Raw genomic sequence first — 17,394 nt, 5'->3', positions numbered from 1 at the left:
TATGATGGACTCGATGGACGTCCGGTTCGCGGCGACGGCATTCGCCACTGCAATTACGATTATCGATCCCCTCGGCATGATTCCCATGACGCTGGGCGCGACCGCGCGCATGCCGGCGAAGCGCCGCAACCAAATCATCGATCAAGCCGTCATCGTCGCCGCAGTCGTCATGGCGCTGATGGGTTTCGTGGGTCGAGAAATCTTGGGCTATCTCGGCATCACGTTGCCGGCGTTTACGATTGCCGGCGGTGTATTGCTGTTCTTGATCGCGATCGATATGTTGTTTGCCCGTCCCACCGGAGCCAAGCGAACCGAAGCCGAGGAACGCGAAGCCGCCGAGGTCGAGAATCCGGCCGTTTTCCCACTGGCCATTCCAATGATCGCCGGCCCCGGAACGATCGCGACAGTATTGCTTCTTGTTAGTCTCGCGCATGGCGACCGCGCGAACCTGACGATCGTCGCGGGGGCCTATGCGGCAGCGTTGTTCGTGACCTGGATTTGCATGCGCGGATCGACGCTCTTGTTGAAGCTGGTAACGACCACCGGTGTCCACGTTGCGAGCCGATTACTCGGAATAATTCTCGCCGCGCTAGCGGTGCAGTTCGTTATCAATGGGTTGGCCCAAACGCCGCTCGTGCACCATTAATGTGCGACTTGGGCTTCGTACCGTTGGTAGGCGTCTTTCTCCAACGGCGGTAATTCCGTACCGGCCGGGAGGACGAATCCTAACATCGGCAGTGGAAACTCCATCGGATGCGGTGGTAAATGGAACGGATCGGAGCCTGGGTCGTAGCAGATGGGCCACACGATCGTACCGTCTTCCATTGCGCCGGTCGGGTACGTGTACTCGTAGCGCGCGAAATAGCAGTCCTTGCCGCCCGCCTGCCAGCTTCGCACCGGCGTGATGATGCCGTTTCCGTGATCTGAGCCCTGGCTTGCGCCGGCCTGAAATGCGTAGTCTTTGGTGGCCGATCCGCGCGCCGCGGGATCGATGGTCGGAATTGCGTGCGGGTCGTTGCCCTTGTTCAGCTGTGCCACCTCCGCCGCGAAGGCCGTGCGATCGTGCTGCAGCTTCGAAACGGCAGTCGTTCGAGGGACGTTGATGGCGACGTGCTGCGGTGGCGGTTGCGAGGGTGCGTTCGGATTCTCACGCGACAGCTCGTGCAACGCCGGTAGGGGCGGCGACGTGATTCGATGTTTTGGGTGGGCCTTATTGTGCGGCTTGGTCTTCTGGCGTATCTGATGCTCGAGCGAAAGCGAGGTCGTTTCGGATACGCGTTCGCCACTACCGGCCGGCGTCATCACGATCGATTTTACGAACGCAAACAGCAACGCCAGCACGAGAACGTGCACCAGAATGGAGGCGATGGTCGAGCCGGCAATCTCTCGCCGGCGCCGCTCGCGTGGACCCGAAATCAAAGCGGCTCACTCCTTCGTCGCGTAGTGTAATCGACCCGGCTTGGAGCGGGCTGACGAGCGACGCGCCCCCCGGACTTGTCCGGGAGGCGCAGAGAGGAGGTGGAGAACTGGAAGGCAGGTTGCTGGTTCGGCTTAGGCCGGCGGGTGATGGTGGTCGCCGCCGCCGCCGTTCCCGTTACCCGAACCACCGTTGTTACCGCCCGAACGGCTGGCGGGAGGTGCCGCTCGCTGCTCGGGAGGCCGGGCCTGGTAGTTCTGGTTCTGCTGGGCCCGGGGCTGCTGATTGTTTTGCTGCGGGTATGCCCGGGGCTGATATTGTTGCTGTTGATACGCGCGCGTCTGGTACGCGTTGTTTTGCTGCTGATTCGCGCGCGTCTGGTAGGCATTGTTCTGCTGTTGCTGTTGGTACGTACGCGTCTGGTACGCGTTGTTTTGTTGTTGATACGCGCGCGTCTGGTAGGCATTGTTTTGTTGTTGATATGCGCGCGTCTGGTACGCGTTGTTCTGCTGTTGCTGTTGGTACGCACGCGTCTGGTACGCGTTGTTTTGCTGTTGATACGCGCGCGTCTGGTAGGCGTTCTGCTCTTGCTGAGGCGCGCGAGCCTGAACCGCGTTCCGCTGCGTCTGCACCGCTTGTTCGTTGCGGATCGAAGAGGTAGACGAAGCATTCGCTCGGGCGGCGGTAGCTACGTGCGGAGCTTGTACGTGCGTCACGTTCGCTTGGCGCAGTGTAGCGATATGCTGAGCGGCGACATGCTGGGCAGCAGCGATACGCTGAGCGGCGATATGCTGGGCAGTGGCGATACGCTGAGCGGCCACGTGCTGCGTCGCGATTCTCTGATCGGCCATGTGCTGTGCTACCGCGCGCTGAGTGGCGACGTGTTGTGCGATCGCATTGCGGACCGGTTGCGCGTTGGTGTGCGCCATTCTCGGTGCTTGGCGAACGTCGTCCTTACCGCCGCGCTGATTTCCCATACGGTTTTCTTGACGATGGATGTTTTGTCTGAGTTTCTTGATCTCGGCTTGATGGCCACCTTCGGCTTTCAGCTGAGCGATACGGTTCTGGTCTTGGGTAATCCAACGGTGTTCGTTGCGGAGTTCCTGGTGAACGACTTGGTTGTTCTTGTTGCCGCCGTTACCGTTGCCGTTACCGTTGCCGTTGCCGTTGCCTTTACCGTTTCCATAGTACTTGTAGATGTTATAGGTGTTACCGCCGTAGTACGTGCCGCCGCTACCGTAACCGTATCCCGACTGGTAGCCACCGTAACCGTACGGGCTATACCCGACCTGACCGTAAGGGCTTGAGCCGTAGCCGTACGGGCTTGCGCCGTAACCGTAGCCGTAGGGGCTGGCGCCGTAGCCGTACGAGGGTGCGAAGGCCGACGAGATCAGCGACGAGGCTGCTACTCCGAGCACCATGTCGAGAATCGGGCTGCCGGTTAGCGAGCTGCCGTAACCGTACGGGCTGTAGCCGACCTGGCCGTAGGGGCTGGAGCCGTAGCCGTAGGGGCTGGAGCCGTAGCCGTACGGGCTGCCGTAACCGGAGCCGTACTGCGTGCCGTAGCCGTAGCCGTATTGCTGGCCGTACTGATACGGCGAACCGTAGCCGTAGGCCGACTGGTATCCGTAGGGGACGCCGTAACCGTACTGGTTCGGATTGCCGTACGGCGATCCGTAACCGGCGCCATAGGTGTACGGCGTGCCGTAGCCATAGGCATACGGGCTAGCCGGCTGACCGTACTGATAGGGTGATCCGTAACCATACCCCTGAGGGATAACCGGCGGGACGTATGCTACCGGGGTACCGTAGGGGTACGGGGACCCGTATGCTGCGTACGGGTACGGCGAATTATACGAACCATAGCCGTAGGGCGTTTGATACCCGATCGGCTGCTGGTTGTAGTACGGCGCATACGCGAACGGTTGCGGGGCCGCTACCGCGATGGTGTTCGGCGGTGCGATCGTGCCCATGCCATAATAGCCGGACAAGGCCGCTTGGCCGACCGGCGGAGCATATGCGACCGCGACCGGCGGGCACCATGTCCACGTGTTATTGATGAACGACCACTGTCCGTTGCCGTAGAGCGGGCAACCGGCGGGTTCCATTGCCGCCACGACAGGGGTGAGCGGAGAAATTCCGGGCGGCGCATAGACTGCTTGCGCGCTTGCCGGAATCGCTGCGAGGGACGACGTCACTCCGATCGACGCCGCTAGCAGACTGAGAAACCAGTTTTTAGTCATTGATGCATGTACCTCACGGATATTGTCACCCAAAATGGGTCGAGGTACGCGCGGGATACGATTAGTTCGCCGTTAGAGCGGGGTTAAAAGCCCTTTCAGTCGTGCGAAATGCGCTGACAGAGTTCGACCAATACGCCATTTGTCGACTTTGGATGCAGAAACGCGATCGCGTTTCCGTGCGCACCTCGTCGCGGCGTTTCGTCGATCAACGCAACGCCTCGCGCCTTTAGCTCGGCGAGTTTCGCCGGCAGGTCCGGAACGCGATACGCCGTGTGGTGAATTTTCGTTCGCGCTTGTCCGAGAAAGCGCAGCAACGGCGAATCCGGCTGCAGCGGTCGCAACAGTTCCACGATCGCATCGCCCGCCGATAAACCGACGACCTCGACGCCTTGATCGATCACCGTCTCGCGGTAGCATTGTTCGAAGCCGAGCGTCTGCGTGTAGAGGCGGACCGCTTCGTCGAGATCGGCTACGACGATGCCGATGTGGTCGATTTGCATCAGGCGACGACCTCCTTCGCGCGGTACACGCCGAACACGTCGCGCAACACACCGCAAATTTCGCCGAGCGTGGCGCCGGCATCGGCGGCTTCGATAAAGGCCGGCATCAAGTTGCCGCTGCCCGACGCGGTCGCCCGAATGTGCTCGAGCTGGGTCGTGACATCGGCCGCATTGCGTCCCTCGCGGCTCCGTCGTACGCGCTCGACCTGTTCGCGTTCGACCGATGCATCGATCCGTTGCAGCGGAATACCCGTATCGGACTGGTCGGGTTCGACGAATGTATTCACGCCGACGACGACCGAATCGCCGCTCTCGACGGCTTGCTGCGCCCGATACGCCGACTCGGCAATGCGCGACTGCATCCAGCCGCTCTCGATGGCGGCGATGCTGCCACCCAGCGCGTCGACCTCCGCCATCAAGGCGCGGGTGCGCTCGACCATTTCGCTCGTCAAGGACTCGACGTAAAACGAGCCGGCCAGCGGATCGGCGACATCGGTGACCCCCGATTCGTACCCGACGATCTGTTGGGTACGCAGCGCGACCTTTGCGCTGGCTGCGGTGGGCAACGCGAGCGCTTCGTCCTTTCCATTGGTATGCAGAGACTGCGTTCCGCCCAGCACCGCTGCGAGCGCCTGCAGCGTCACCCGCACGACGTTGTTGTCGGGTTCTTGGGCGGTGAGCGTCGACCCGCCGGTCTGCGTGTGGAACCGAAGCGCCTGCGAGCGCGGGTCGCGACAACCGAACTCGTCGCGCGTGACGTGCGCCCAGATCAAGCGGGCGGCGCGAAATTTCGCGATCTCTTCAAAGAAATCGTTATGGGCGTTCCAAAAGAACGAGATGCGCGGTGCGATCGAATCCAAGTCGATGCCGGCGTCGCGCGCGGCCTGCAGATATGCCTTACCGTTAGACAGCGCGAACGCAATTTCTTCGACAGCGGTCGAGCCGGCTTCGCGAATGTGATAGCCAGAGACGGAAATAGCGTTCCATTGCGGTACTTCGCGCGCGCAGTAGGCCATGACGTCGGTGATCAGTCGCATCGACGGAACCGGCGGATAGATGTACGTGCCACGGGCGACGTATTCTTTGAGTACGTCGTTCTGAATCGTTCCACCCAAACGGTCGAACGGGATGCCGCGGCGTCGCGCGGTCGCGAGCAGGAACGCAAACAGAATCGTCGCCGGCGCATTGATCGTCATCGAAACCGTAACGCGATCCAATGGAATGCCGTCGAACAGCGTTTCCATATCGTCGATCGAATCGATGGCGACACCCGCCTTGCCGACTTCGCCGCGCGATTGCGGAGCATCGGAGTCGTAGCCGAGTTGCGTCGGAAGATCGAAAGCCACCGATAGACCGGTCTGTCCCCGGTCTAACAGATAGCGATACCGCGCGTTCGACTCGGCCGCCGTTGCGAAACCTGCGTATTGGCGCATCGTCCACAGGCGCCCGCGGTACATCGTCGGATAGATCCCGCGAGCAAACGGGAACGCGCCCGGTTCGCCCAGCTCTAGCGCTTTGCCGATGGGCGCATCGTATGACGTCTGGATCGGAATCCCCGAACTAGTGCAGTCGCGTGCCATGCGGCCTTATTCGATGGTCAGCAGCGAGCTGCCGGTTTCGACGGTGGTTCCGGCCGGCGCATGGGTGGCCGTCACCGTCCCGCTTCTGTGCGCTCGAATCTCGTTCATCATCTTCATGGCCTCGACGATCGCGACCACATCGCCTTGCTCCACAGAATCGCCCTGCGAGGGGCGCAGCTCGACGACGATGCCGTGCATCGGAGAAACGACGTCATTTCCAGTGGCCCCGGCAGAAGCCGATCGGGTGCGGCGTTGCGTCGAACGACGCGCGGGTTGCGCGCCGCCCACAGGCGCAGACGCGATCGGAAGGTCGATAAGCCGCACCCTATACAAGCGGTCGTCGACTTCGACGCGAACGATGCTGCGATCCGGCGGTTCCGGCGTTGCCGGGGATTGCACCGGACCGTCCAGCGGCTCGGCGATCGTGCGAGCGAACGTCTCGAGCGTGGTCGTATCGTAGCTTCCGTCAAGAACGTGCGACTCGTCGCATAACGCCCGCAGCAGCGGAAGGGTCGTCGGAACGCCGCGCACGGTATATTCGTCGATCGCACGGCGAAAGCGCGCGATGGCACGATCGCGCGTCGGCGCCCACACCACCAGCTTTGCGACGAGCGAATCGTAATCGGTTGGGATCGTCCAGCCCGGATATGCAGCGGAGTCGACGCGCACACCCGGGCCGCCCGGTTCGCGATATTCGGAGATCGTTCCGGGAGCCGGACGAAACTCTCGAGCGGGATCTTCGGCGTTAACGCGGCCTTCGATGGCGCAACCGTTGAAGTGAATATCGTCTTGGTTGAAGCCTAACGGCTCGCCGGCGGCCACTCGAATCTGCTCGCGAATCAGGTCGAGGCCCGAAATCATTTCCGACACGGTGTGCTCGACTTGAATCCGAGTGTTCATTTCGAGAAAATAGAACTCGCCGTTTTCGACCAAACATTCGATCGTGCCGGCCGAATCGTATCCGATCGCGGTGGCCGCGCGAACCGCGGCCTCGCGCATACCGCGACGGGCTCGGTCCGGAACCACGCCCGGCGCTTCTTCCCAGACTTTCTGGTGACGCCGCTGCAGCGAGCAGTCGCGCTCGCCGACGTGAACGACGTTTCCGTGCTTGTCGGCGAGGATTTGAATCTCGACGTGTTTCGGGTGCGCTAAATAGCGTTCGGCATAAATGACGTCGCTTTTGAAGTACGCTTCGGCTTCTTTCCGAGCGGTGGTGAAGGCCGACTCGACTTGGTCGAGTGTGAACGCAACTTTTAGGCCCTTCCCTCCGCCCCCGCCGGACGCTTTGAGTGCCAATGGCAAACCGATCGAGAGCGCGGCCTCTCGTGCCGCACGTGCATCTTCGATCGGCTCGGTACCCCCCGGTACGAACGGCACTCCGGCTCGTTGCATCGCTTGGCGCGCGCGAATTTTGTCGCCCATCACGTCGATCGCATCGGCGTGCGGCCCGATCCAAACCAACCCGGCGGCGACGACGGCGCGAGCGAACGCGGCATTTTCGGCAAGGAAGCCGTAACCGGGATGAATCGCTTGCGCGCCGGAGCGCAGCGCGACGTCGATGAGTTTGCTGGAGTCGAGATAGCTCAGCGATGGCGATGCCGGACCGATGAGGTAGGCCTCGTCGGCCATTCGAACGTGTAACGCGTCGCGATCGGCTTCGGAATACACCGCGACGGTCGCGATGCCCATTTCGCGCGTCGTGCGAATCACGCGCACCGCAATCTCGCCGCGGTTGGCGATAACAATTTTGGAGAACATCGTTAGCGGCGCGTTCCTCGCCGCAACGCGGCTATCTCGTCGAGCGATAATTCGGGACGGCGCATCGCGATCGTCCATGCCGGCTGTGTTTCGACCGGCGGTTGCGACTCCACGCGCCCCGCCGACAATGCGACGGCGATTGCCGCCAATACCGCGCCGTCGACTTCGCTCAACCGCCGAAGTCCGGCGGATACATACCCATGGCGTGGTAGCCGGCGTCGACGAAATGCACGTCGGCAGTAATCGCCGACGAAAGCGGCGATGCCAAGTAGACGGCGACGTCACCGATGTCGCCGGGCGTGACGTTGCGGCGCAACGGCGCGACCTTCGGCACCACGTCGAGAATGCGCGAGAAGCCTCCGACTTGCCGTGAACTGGCCGTCGAGATCGGACCGGCCGAGATCGCGTTGACGCGGATGCCGCGATCCCCGAGGTCGAACGCCAAGTAGCGAACGGTCGCCTCGAGTGCGGCTTTTGAAATGCCCATCAGGTTATAATTTGGAACGATCTGCGTCGAACCGAGGTACGTTAGCGCCATAACCGACGCGCCGTCGTTCAGCCCATTTCGCAGTGCATCGACCAGCGCGATCAGTGAAAAAGCCGATACGTCGAGCGAGAGCCCGAAACCCGAACGCGACGTATCGAACACCTTGCCGCTCAAATCTTCTTTGTTGGCATACGCGATCGAATGGACGAGAACGTCGATCGGGCCAAAGTTTGCGGCGAGATCGTCGCGAGCCGCGGCCAGCGATTCGTCGGACGACACGTCGCATTCGACCAAACGGGTGCCTTCGAGTTCGGCGGCGACCTTTTCGACCGATCCGCGCAGGCGCTCTCCCTGATACGCGAGCGCGATTTGTGCTCCATACTCATGCAATTTTTGGGCGATGCCGGTGGCGATCGACCAACGATTGGCGACGCCCGTGACCAGCGCGCGCTTACCTTCGAGAAGCTTCACCTGCGCTAGATACCATCGGAGGCGCGGGCGTCCTTCTGCACGAGCCCTAGAGCGGGATGTTGCCGTGTTTGCGTTTCGGTCGATCGACGCGCTTGGTGGCCAGCATCTCGAGCGACGTGGCGATCACGCTCCGGGTTTGCGATGCCTCGATGACGTCGTCGACGTAGCCGCGCTGCGCGGCGATGTATGGATTGGCAAAACGCGTCGTATACTCATCGAGAAGCTCGCGCAGCCTTGCGTCTTTGTCATCTGCAGACGCCAGCTCGCGCCGGAAGATCGTTTTGACCGCACCCTCGGCGCCCATGACTGCGATTTCGGCGGACGGCCACGCGACGTTGACGTCGGCGCGAATGTGTTTGCTGGCCATGACGTCGTAGGCTCCTCCGTAGGCCTTGCGCGTGATGACCGTAATCTTCGGAACCGTCGCTTCGGCGAACGCGTACAACAGCTTCGCACCGTGCAAGATGATGCCGCCGTATTCTTGGCTCGTCCCCGGCAGAAATCCGGGAACGTCGACGAACGTGACGAGCGGAATGTTGAACGCGTCACAAAAGCGCACGAACCGTGCGGCTTTGACCGATGACGAAATGTCCAACACCCCGGCCATCACGTTCGGCTGGTTTGCGACGATGCCGACCGTGCGGCCATCAACGCGGCCGAAACCGATGACGATATTGCGTGCGTACGACGGTTGAATTTCAAAAAAATCCTCGTCGTCGAGTACCGTGCGAACGACGTCCAGCATATCGTAGGGCTTGTTCGGAGAGTCCGGGATGACGCCGTCGAGGGAGTCGCACGACCGGTGCGGATCGTCGCCGGTCGGCACGCGCGGCGGTTCTTCCAGATTGTTTTGCGGAACGTACGATAACAGCGTGCGCGTGAGATCGGTCAAGTCGTCTTCGTCTGCGGCGACCAAATGCGCCACGCCGCTTCGCGAAGCATGCGTCGTCGCACCGCCGAGCTCTTCGAACGTCACGTCTTCGCCGGTAACCGTTTTAATGATCTCCGGCCCGGTGATGAACATTTGCGATATCTTATCGGTCATCAAGATGAAGTCGGTGATGGCCGGCGAGTACACCGCCCCGCCGGCGCACGGGCCCGCGATCAAGCTGATTTGCGGAACGACGCCGCTGGCCGCGACGTTGCGCCAAAAGATTTCCGCGTAACCGCCTAACGAAACGACGCCCTCTTGAATGCGCGCGCCGCCCGAATCGTTGATGCCGATGATCGGCGTGCCGGTTCGTACGGCCAGATCCATTACTTTGCAGATTTTTTCGGCATAGGCCTCGCCCAACGAACCGCCCAGAACGGTAAAATCTTGCGAAAACAGAAAGACCGGCCGCCCGTCGATGGTGGCATATCCGGTGAGCACGCCGTCGCCGAGAAATTCTTTCTCTTCGAGACCGAACCCGTTGGTACGGTGCGTTACGAACCGGTCGAATTCCGTGAACGACCCTTCGTCGACCAGCGCCGCTACCCGTTCGCGAGCCGTGCGCTTTCCGCGCTCGTGCTGGCGGGCGATCGCGGTTGCGCCCCCCGGAGCTTCGGCCAGTTCGCGCTTTCTCCGTAATTCTTCGTATCGTTCTCGCTGGCTCATCAACGGTCGGCGTTTGTACGAAGCCTTGAAAGCGCCTTTCGCCACAGCACATTTCGAGGCGCCCGGCGGCGGGACGTCGTAATGGCGCGATAAGAGCCGTACTGCCTTTCGGGAGGTTTTTTCATGTCGCGTTGGTTGATCGCGTCGCTTAGTCTGATCTTGGCGGCGATCGCCGTCGGCGGTCCGGGGCGGACCGCAACGGTGTTTCCAACCCCACCCCCGCTGCCGGCGTCGAGCCCGGTGACGGAAAACTTTTTCGGCACGAACGTGACCGACCCGTTCCGGTACTTCGAAGACATGAACAATCCGACGACGGTCGAGTTCTTCAAGACCCAGAACGCATATACGCGCTCGGTTCTCGACATGCTCGGCGCGCCGCGGCAGCGATTGTTCCAACGTATCAAGCAGCTCGACAACGTCGTGGCTTCGGTTTCGAGCGTCCAGGTGGCTGGATCGCACTACTTTTACGAAAAGTTGAAACCGGGCGAGAGCACGCCGAAGCTGTACGTACGCGACGCGAGCGGCGGCGCGGAACGGGTATTGGTCGATACGGCTGCGTTGGCAACGACCGGCAAACACTATTCCATAAACTACTACGCGCCGTCGCTGGACGGCAGCAAAGTAGCGTACGGAATCTCGGAAGGCGGCTCGGAGGCGTCGGTGATTCACGTCGTCGATTCGGCAACCGGTCAAACGCTTCCGGATCAAATCTCGCGCGCGTACTTCGTCGGCGTTACCAGTTGGCTTCCGGACGGAAAGTCGTTCTACTACGTGCGCTTTCCGGAGCTCAAGCCCGGCGACCCCGCGACCGATAAAGAGACCCGGGCCGTGAACTATCTCCACGTACTAGGACGCAATCCCGACCAAGACGTGCCGATTTTCGGTTATGGTGTGAATCCGAGCGTCCCGTTCGAGAAGACGGACTTTCCGATCGTGGTGTACTCGCCGGTGTCACGGCACATGCTTGGCCTCGTGGTTCACGGCGTGAAGAACGAACAAACGATCTACTCGACGGGGTCGCTATCGGCACCGCCGCTTAACAGCACGATCGCGTGGACGAAGATCGTGTCGGACGACGACGACGTCGTCTCCACGGATCTCAAAGGCTCGACGCTCTACTTGATGACGCACCACAACGCGCCTACGTACAAGGTGCTCGCGATGTCGCTCGACGCCCCAAACGTGGCGAGCGCGAAAGTGATCGTCCCCGCAGGCAAGTCGATCGTGCTGCAGATTTCCGTCGCCGGAGACGGGCTGTACGTTCGTTCGCGCACCGGCGGTTTCGCGAAGATCGATCGCCTGGCGTTGGCAGCCGACGGAACCCCAGGAAAGCACAGCAACGTTCGTTTGCCGTTCGCCGGGGCGGTCAACGTTATGGCCACCGATCCGCAGACGCCGGGCGCCTTGTTCGGTTTGACCGGCTGGCTGCACTCGCTTCTGTACTATCATGTGAACGCCGCCGGCCAAGTGGCCAACACCGGCATCAAACCTCGCGCCAACATCGATGTGTCGGCCTATACGTCGCAAGAAGTGCAAGCGCGTAGCTCCGATGGGACGCTCGTCCCAATGTCGATCGTGTACCGGAAGAACCTCAAGCTCGACGGCTCGCATCCGGTCAATCTCGAAGGCTACGGCGCCTATGGCATCACCGAGGATCCGGGTTTCAGCGCGACCGGAATCGCGTGGATCGAACGCGGCGGCGTCGCCGCAACGTGTCATTCGCGCGGCGGTGGCTGGTACGGCGATGCATGGCACCGGGCCGGCATGATCGCCACCAAAAACCATACGTGGGAAGACTTCGTAGCGTGCGGCGAGTGGCTCGTCCAGCATAAGTTCACGTCAAAAGCGCATCTGGGCGGACAAGGTACAAGTGCCGGCGGCATCTCGATCGGCCGCGCGATTACGTCGCGCCCGGACCTCTTCGCGGCAGCGCTCGACGTGGTGGGCGTCAGCAACGCGATGCGTTCCGAGTTCACGCCCAACGGGCCGCCCAACATTCCTGAGTTCGGCACGGTAACGAACGAAGCGGGCTTCCACGCGCTGCACGCGATGGACGCCTATCAGCACGTGGTCGACGGTACTGCGTACCCGGGCGTGATGTTGATCACCGGCTACAACGATCCGCGCGTTTCGTCGTGGGAACTCGGCAAGTTTGCGGCGCGTTTGCAGCAAGCCTCGACGAGCGGCCGTCCAATTCTACTGCGCGTCGATTACGATGCCGGCCACGGTTTCATGGCTTCGTCGCGTAACCAGAGCGAACAGCTGCTTACCGACGAGTATTCGTTCTTACTCTGGCAGCTGGGCGATCCGGCGTTCAAGGGTATTCCGAAGAAAATCGTACCGCAGAAGGCGGCGTCACTCTAACGCTACTGCGTGGTGTGCTCCGGCGGGCGCCTTTGCTTGCCGGAGCAACAGCACGAAGGGCGTAAGCACCAGCGTTACCACACCAAGACCGAAAAAAGCGTCGGCGAAGGCCATCGACGACGCTTGCTGACGAATGAGTTCGCCGATCGCGACGTGGCTGGCGCCGCGTTGAAGCGCCTGCGTAACGGCAGGACGTCCGAGCGTAACGCTCGCTGCTAAATGATCGAAGTGAAATGCCGTCCGCCGATCCAATATCGTCACCAACGTAGCCGTCGAAATCGATCCACCGAGTTGCTGGCATACGTTCATGAGAGACGTCGCTTTTTGCGTGTCCGCGCCTGTGACGCTGCTCAAAACCGTGACCGACAGCGGAACGAAAATCATCCCGAATCCGATGCCGCCTAGTAGCAGCGGGAAGACGAAGGTACCAAAGTCGCTGCCCGTCGTCAGGACGTTTGCCGTGCCGAAATTCGCCAGCGCCACGATCAGGTAGCCGATGCCTAATAAGATCGTCGCTTTAACGTGCAGACGCCCGAGCAAGAACAGCGTAATCGGCGTCATCACCATAATCGCGGCAGCGCGAACCAGGATCGACTCGCCGGACAGCGTCGCCGTGAAGTTGAGCAGCGATTGCTGGAATTGCGGGGCCAAGATCACGCCGCCGAAAAGGGCGAACGCTAACGTCATTGCGAGCACGCATCCCACCGTCACCGTCCGATTGCGAATCAAAATGCGCAAGTCCACGATCGGATTTCGCACCGCGCGCAGTTCCCACCACGCGAACGCGACGAGCGACGAAACCGAGAGCACCGCCGTGGCTAGGATGTTGCGGTCGCCGAACCAGTCGTACCGCTCGCCTTCGTCGAGGACGTATTGCAGTGACGCAAGGCCGGTCGCCATCAGCGCTAAGCCGACGCCGTCGACGCTGGGGCGGCCCGTACGCTTCGGGTTGCGCAACAGCGTCGCGCACAGGACGGCCGCCACGATTCCAGGCACGATGTTGATATAGAAAACCCAGTTCCACGACAACTGGTCGGTCAGCACGCCGCCGAGGGTGGGGCCGATCGATGGGCCGATAATCGCACCAATAGAAGTAAGCGCCTGGCTGAGTCCGAGTTGTTTCGCCGGGAAGGTATCCCGCATGATTGCTTGACCGGTCGCGATGAGGCCGCCACCGCACAAGCCTTGCAGCACGCGGAACGTGACGAGCTCACCGAGCGAGGTCGAAATGCCGCACAGTGCAGACGCGACCGTAAATCCGATGATGGCCGCCACATAATACTGACGGCGTCCCATCAGCTGTTGCAGCCACGGTGTTAGTGGAATAACGATGACGGCGGCGATGATATAGCCGGTGACGATCCATGCGCCCTCGTCGAAATTGGCTCCGACGTTACCTTGGATGGTGGGCAGCGCGACGTTGACGATCGTCGCGTCGAGCACTTGCAGCAGCGTCGCGCCCATGACGCCGACGACGATGAGCCAACGGCGGGTGCCGTATTCGACGAGTCCCCCGTCGCCTGGTTGTGCTGCGGAGGCGGTCAGCTTACCAGATACCGAGTAACACCTTCACGTCTTCGGATGCCATCGTTTTCGGATCCCAAGGCGGGGTGAAGGTGATATCCACATTCGCGGTCTTGACGCCCTCGACCGCGAGCGCGTGATCTTCGACCGACTTTTTGAACATCGGCCCGACCGGGCACATCGGCGACGTCAGCGTCATGACGACGTTGACGTGTTCGCCGCTTTCGCCCTCGACGCTGATGTCGTAGATCAGCCCGAGGTCGAGAACTCCAAGGTTCAGTTCGGGGTCGTTGACGTGGGATAGCGCTTCGCGTACTTGCTCGACGGTAGGCATGTATGTCGGATTCCCTCGACCGAAGGGTAAACCCCTTAGATGCGGCATAGGTAGGAGGCGGCGAAACTTGCAAGCGCGCTTCTGAGTTATATTTGTCGACGCCCCGAAAGGAAAACCAGAGTCGATGTCAATGTGGGAGCCCTTCACCGAGCGAGCACGCCGTAGTATCGTCCTCGCTCAAGAAGAAGCCCAACGCCTAGGAAACAACTACATCGGAACCGAGCACATTCTGCTCGGAATCATCTCCGAAGGTGAGAGCCTAGCCGCGAAAGTCCTCGAGTCCCTCGGGGTCAATTTATCCAAAGTTCGCCAGGAAGTGGAAGCCATCGTCGGACGCGGCGGCCAGACCGTCCAACAAGAAATGGTCTTCACGCCGCGCGCGAAGCGCGTGATCGAACTCGCTTTCGAAGAGGCACGCCAGCTCAACCACAATTACATCGGCACCGAGCACTTGTTGCTCGGTCTGATTCGCGAAGGCGAAGGCGTCGCGGCCCGCGTGCTGACGAATCTGGGCGTGGACCCCGCAAAGGTACGCGTTCAAACTACGTCCCTGCTGGGTGCCGAAGGCCAGCCGCCGGCGCCCAAAGGCAAGAGCAAGACGCCGACGCTCGACGCGTACGGGCGCGATCTGACGACGTTAGCGCGCGAGAACAAGCTCGATCCGGTCATCGGACGTAACAACGAGATCGAACGCGTCATTCAAATTCTCTCGCGTCGCACCAAGAATAATCCGGCGCTCATCGGGGAACCAGGCGTCGGCAAAACGGCGATTGCCGAAGGCCTAGCGCAACGGGTAATTAAGGGCGATATCCCAGAGCCGTTACGCGATAAACGCGTGATCACGCTGGATTTGGCCGGCCTCGTCGCCGGCACGAAGTATCGCGGCGAGTTCGAAGAGCGCATGAAGCGCGTGATGGACGAGATCCGCGGCGCTGCCGGCGAGATCATTCTGTTCATCGACGAGCTGCACACGCTGGTCGGCGCCGGCGCGGCCGAAGGCGCGATCGACGCGAGCAACATCATCAAGCCGGCGTTGGCGCGCGGCGAACTGCAGTGCATCGGCGCGACGACGCTCAACGAGTTCCGCAAGCATATCGAGAAAGACTCGGCGCTGGAACGTCGCTTCCAGCCAATCATGGTCGGCGAACCGACGCTGGAAGAGGCGGTCGAAATTCTCAAAGGCCTGCGCGAGCGTTACGAAGCGCACCACAAAGTGCAAATCACCGACGAAGCGCTCGTTGCTGCCGTGAAGCTAGGCGACCGCTATATCACCGATCGCTTTCTGCCCGACAAAGCCGTCGACCTCATCGACGAAGCCAGCTCGCGCGTGCGATTGCAAGCGACGTTGCCGTCGCCGGAGGTCCGCGAGATCGACGCGCAGTTGCGTCGCGTCATCGCCGAAAAAGAATCGGTCGTCCGGAACCAAGAGTTCGACAAGGCCGCATCGATTCGCGATAAAGAAGAAAAGCTTCGACTGGAGAAGTCTCGCCTCGAAACCGATTGGCAAGAGCGCAAAGCCGCGACCGATCGCGTACTGAAAGTTACCGCCGATAACATCGCCGAGATCGTGTCCGCGTGGACGCGTATTCCGGTCAGCCGTTTGGCCGAGGCCGAAACGGCCAAGTTGCTCAAAATGAAAGACTTGCTACACGAGCGCGTGATCGGTCAAGACGAAGCGATCGAGGTCGTGACGCGGGCGATACGCCGCTCGCGCGCCGGATTGAAGAGTCCGTCGCGGCCGATCGGATCGTTTATCTTCCTCGGACCGACCGGCGTCGGCAAAACGGAAGTTGCACGCAGCGTCGCTGCCCTATTGTTCGACGACGAAGAGTCGATGATTCGTATCGACATGTCTGAGTACATGGAGAAATACTCGGTCAGCCGTTTGGTCGGAGCACCCCCGGGATACGTCGGCTACGAGGAAGGTGGACAGCTTACCGAAGCCGTTCGTCGACGCCCGTACGCGGTCGTACTGCTCGACGAAATCGAAAAGGCACACCCGGACGTCTTCAACTTGCTTCTGCAAGTCCTGGACGATGGACGTTTGACCGATTCGCAAGGACGCCAAGTCGACTTTAAAAATTGCGTGATCGTGATGACATCCAACGTCGGCGCGACGGGCATGACGACCACGTCCGACATTGGATTTAGACCGCAGAAGAGCACCGCCGACGACGAAGCCAAAGCGTACGAACGTATGAAGAATAAGGTGCTGGAAGAGGTCAAGTCGACGTTCCGTCCTGAGTTCCTCAATCGCGTCGACGAGATCGTCGTTTTTCATCAGCTTACGCGCGACGAGATCGAGCAGATCGTTACGCTGGAACTCAATAAGGTCATTCGCGAAGTCCGAGCCCAAGAAATGGAGCTCAAGGTCACCGAAGCTGCGAAGATTCTTCTGGCGAAGAAGGGTTGGGATCCTCAGTTCGGCGCGCGTCCGTTGCGCCGCGCGATTCAGCGGAATGTAGAAGACGAGCTGGCCGAGGAAATGCTCAAGGGCACTTTCAAATCCGGCGATCATATTCTGGGAGACGTCGACCCGGATGCTCCCGAGAAGATGAAGTACACCAAGATTCCGTCGGTCGAACCGCCGGCGGCTCCGCCGACCGAAGCCGCCGTTAACTAGCCGTCCGCTACGGGGAGTTCCGGCCGTGCCGGAACGACCAAGTTGGGAATCTGCGTCATGACCGTCAATCCGTGTTGATTGACGGTCTCGATGCGTATACGCACGATTCCACGGGCGGGACGATGTGGTCGCGGGCGTACTTCGACGACCTCGCCGCGCAGGTGCAGCTCGTCCCCGGGCGTCACCGGCGCGAGCCAGCGCAGTTCGTCGACGCCGAAACCGATGACGCCGATCTCGCGCATAACGCCGCTCTCAACAAAGAGGCGCATCGTCAGGGCGCCCGTGTGCCAGCCACTGGCGACCAGTCCGCCGAAAAAGCCGGCCCGCGCCGCCGCTTCGTCGAGATGAAACGGTTGCGGGTCGAACGACTCGGCGAAGGCCAGGATTTCGGCAGCGTTCACGTCGATCGACGCGGTTTCAAAGACCTCGCCCACGGTGAAGTCTTCGAGGAAGCGTTTTGGAGCCGGCGTCGATTTCTGCATGAGGCCTCTTGGGC

14 protein-coding genes are annotated in these 17,394 nt (G+C 61.1%); 3 read left to right on the top strand and 11 right to left on the bottom strand.

Annotated features, from left to right (window positions below):
- The first annotated feature begins 13 nt into the window (after positions 1 to 13).
- Complete coding sequence (locus tag VGF98_02520) at positions 14 to 646, top strand: MarC family protein (protein ID HEY1680499.1); 633 nt, start codon at positions 14 to 16, stop codon at positions 644 to 646.
- On the opposite strand, the gene VGF98_02515 is transcribed toward VGF98_02520, so the two are convergent.
- The 8 genes from VGF98_02515 to VGF98_02480 form a co-directional block, all read right to left on the bottom strand.
- The gene (locus tag VGF98_02515; GenBank protein ID HEY1680498.1) at positions 643 to 1,419 is read right to left on the bottom strand and encodes a hypothetical protein; all 777 of its coding nucleotides are present in this window, start codon (positions 1,417 to 1,419) and stop codon (positions 643 to 645) included. The two genes, VGF98_02520 and VGF98_02515, sit on opposite strands and share 4 nt — an antisense overlap.
- Before the next feature lie 132 nt (positions 1,420 to 1,551).
- Positions 1,552 to 3,660: a hypothetical protein gene (locus VGF98_02510; protein HEY1680497.1), complete on the bottom strand. Its 2,109-nt coding sequence runs from the start codon at positions 3,658 to 3,660 to the stop codon at positions 1,552 to 1,554.
- A gap of 95 nt (positions 3,661 to 3,755) precedes the next feature.
- On the bottom strand, positions 3,756 to 4,160 hold the full coding sequence (mce, locus tag VGF98_02505; protein ID HEY1680496.1) for a methylmalonyl-CoA epimerase: 405 nt from the start codon (positions 4,158 to 4,160) through the stop codon (positions 3,756 to 3,758).
- Positions 4,160 to 5,740, bottom strand: coding sequence for a methylmalonyl-CoA mutase family protein (locus VGF98_02500; GenBank protein HEY1680495.1), 1,581 nt, complete (start codon positions 5,738 to 5,740; stop codon positions 4,160 to 4,162). The genes mce and VGF98_02500 overlap by 1 nt, the downstream gene beginning before the upstream one ends.
- Positions 5,741 to 5,746: 6 nt before the next feature.
- On the bottom strand, positions 5,747 to 7,498 hold the full coding sequence (locus tag VGF98_02495) for an acetyl-CoA carboxylase biotin carboxylase subunit (protein HEY1680494.1): 1,752 nt from the start codon (positions 7,496 to 7,498) through the stop codon (positions 5,747 to 5,749).
- Positions 7,499 to 7,500: 2 nt separating this feature from the next.
- Positions 7,501 to 7,671, bottom strand: a complete 171-nt coding sequence (locus tag VGF98_02490) for a hypothetical protein (GenBank protein ID HEY1680493.1) — start codon at positions 7,669 to 7,671, stop codon at positions 7,501 to 7,503.
- Positions 7,668 to 8,456: an enoyl-ACP reductase gene (locus VGF98_02485; protein ID HEY1680492.1), complete on the bottom strand. Its 789-nt coding sequence runs from the start codon at positions 8,454 to 8,456 to the stop codon at positions 7,668 to 7,670. The genes VGF98_02490 and VGF98_02485 overlap by 4 nt, the downstream gene beginning before the upstream one ends.
- 46 nt (positions 8,457 to 8,502) lie before the next feature.
- Positions 8,503 to 10,053, bottom strand: a complete 1,551-nt coding sequence (locus tag VGF98_02480; GenBank protein HEY1680491.1) for an acyl-CoA carboxylase subunit beta — start codon at positions 10,051 to 10,053, stop codon at positions 8,503 to 8,505.
- 123 nt (positions 10,054 to 10,176) lie between these two features.
- On the opposite strand from VGF98_02480, the gene VGF98_02475 reads away from it, so the two are divergent.
- A complete protein-coding gene (locus VGF98_02475; GenBank protein ID HEY1680490.1) occupies positions 10,177 to 12,417 on the top strand; it encodes a prolyl oligopeptidase family serine peptidase in 2,241 nt (746 codons plus the stop codon).
- On the opposite strand, the gene VGF98_02470 is transcribed toward VGF98_02475, so the two are convergent.
- Together VGF98_02470 and VGF98_02465 are read right to left on the bottom strand one after the other, a co-directional pair.
- Positions 12,409 to 13,896: a DHA2 family efflux MFS transporter permease subunit gene (locus VGF98_02470; GenBank protein ID HEY1680489.1), complete on the bottom strand. Its 1,488-nt coding sequence runs from the start codon at positions 13,894 to 13,896 to the stop codon at positions 12,409 to 12,411. The genes VGF98_02475 and VGF98_02470 overlap by 9 nt on opposite strands.
- A gap of 67 nt (positions 13,897 to 13,963) precedes the next feature.
- Complete coding sequence (locus VGF98_02465; protein HEY1680488.1) at positions 13,964 to 14,275, bottom strand: metal-sulfur cluster assembly factor; 312 nt, start codon at positions 14,273 to 14,275, stop codon at positions 13,964 to 13,966.
- Positions 14,276 to 14,399: 124 nt separating this feature from the next.
- Here VGF98_02465 and VGF98_02460 point away from each other — a divergent pair, with 124 nt between their 5' ends.
- Positions 14,400 to 16,898, top strand: coding sequence for an ATP-dependent Clp protease ATP-binding subunit (locus VGF98_02460; protein ID HEY1680487.1), 2,499 nt, complete (start codon positions 14,400 to 14,402; stop codon positions 16,896 to 16,898).
- On the opposite strand, the gene VGF98_02455 is transcribed toward VGF98_02460, so the two are convergent.
- The gene (locus VGF98_02455) at positions 16,895 to 17,332 is read right to left on the bottom strand and encodes a MaoC family dehydratase (GenBank protein ID HEY1680486.1); all 438 of its coding nucleotides are present in this window, start codon (positions 17,330 to 17,332) and stop codon (positions 16,895 to 16,897) included. The genes VGF98_02460 and VGF98_02455 overlap by 4 nt on opposite strands.
- Between the last annotated feature and the right edge of the window lie 62 nt (positions 17,333 to 17,394).

This window comes from Candidatus Tumulicola sp., from assembly GCA_036490475.1.
In the GTDB taxonomy this organism is placed as follows: Bacteria; Vulcanimicrobiota; Vulcanimicrobiia; order Vulcanimicrobiales; family Vulcanimicrobiaceae; genus Tumulicola.
Note: the sequence above shows the minus strand (reverse complement) of the source record. Positions and strands in the feature narration are given on the sequence as shown.

Coding starts and splice junctions, on each gene's coding strand:
- VGF98_02520 (HEY1680499.1), top strand. CDS start 14: ATGGACGTCCGGTTCGCGGCGACGGCATTCGCCACTGCAATTACGATT.
- VGF98_02510 (HEY1680497.1), bottom strand. CDS start 3,660: ATGACTAAAAACTGGTTTCTCAGTCTGCTAGCGGCGTCGATCGGAGTG.
- mce (HEY1680496.1), bottom strand. CDS start 4,160: ATGCAAATCGACCACATCGGCATCGTCGTAGCCGATCTCGACGAAGCG.
- VGF98_02500 (HEY1680495.1), bottom strand. CDS start 5,740: ATGGCACGCGACTGCACTAGTTCGGGGATTCCGATCCAGACGTCATAC.
- VGF98_02495 (HEY1680494.1), bottom strand. CDS start 7,498: ATGTTCTCCAAAATTGTTATCGCCAACCGCGGCGAGATTGCGGTGCGC.
- VGF98_02480 (HEY1680491.1), bottom strand. CDS start 10,053: ATGAGCCAGCGAGAACGATACGAAGAATTACGGAGAAAGCGCGAACTG.
- VGF98_02475 (HEY1680490.1), top strand. CDS start 10,177: ATGTCGCGTTGGTTGATCGCGTCGCTTAGTCTGATCTTGGCGGCGATC.
- VGF98_02465 (HEY1680488.1), bottom strand. CDS start 14,275: ATGCCTACCGTCGAGCAAGTACGCGAAGCGCTATCCCACGTCAACGAC.
- VGF98_02460 (HEY1680487.1), top strand. CDS start 14,400: ATGTCAATGTGGGAGCCCTTCACCGAGCGAGCACGCCGTAGTATCGTC.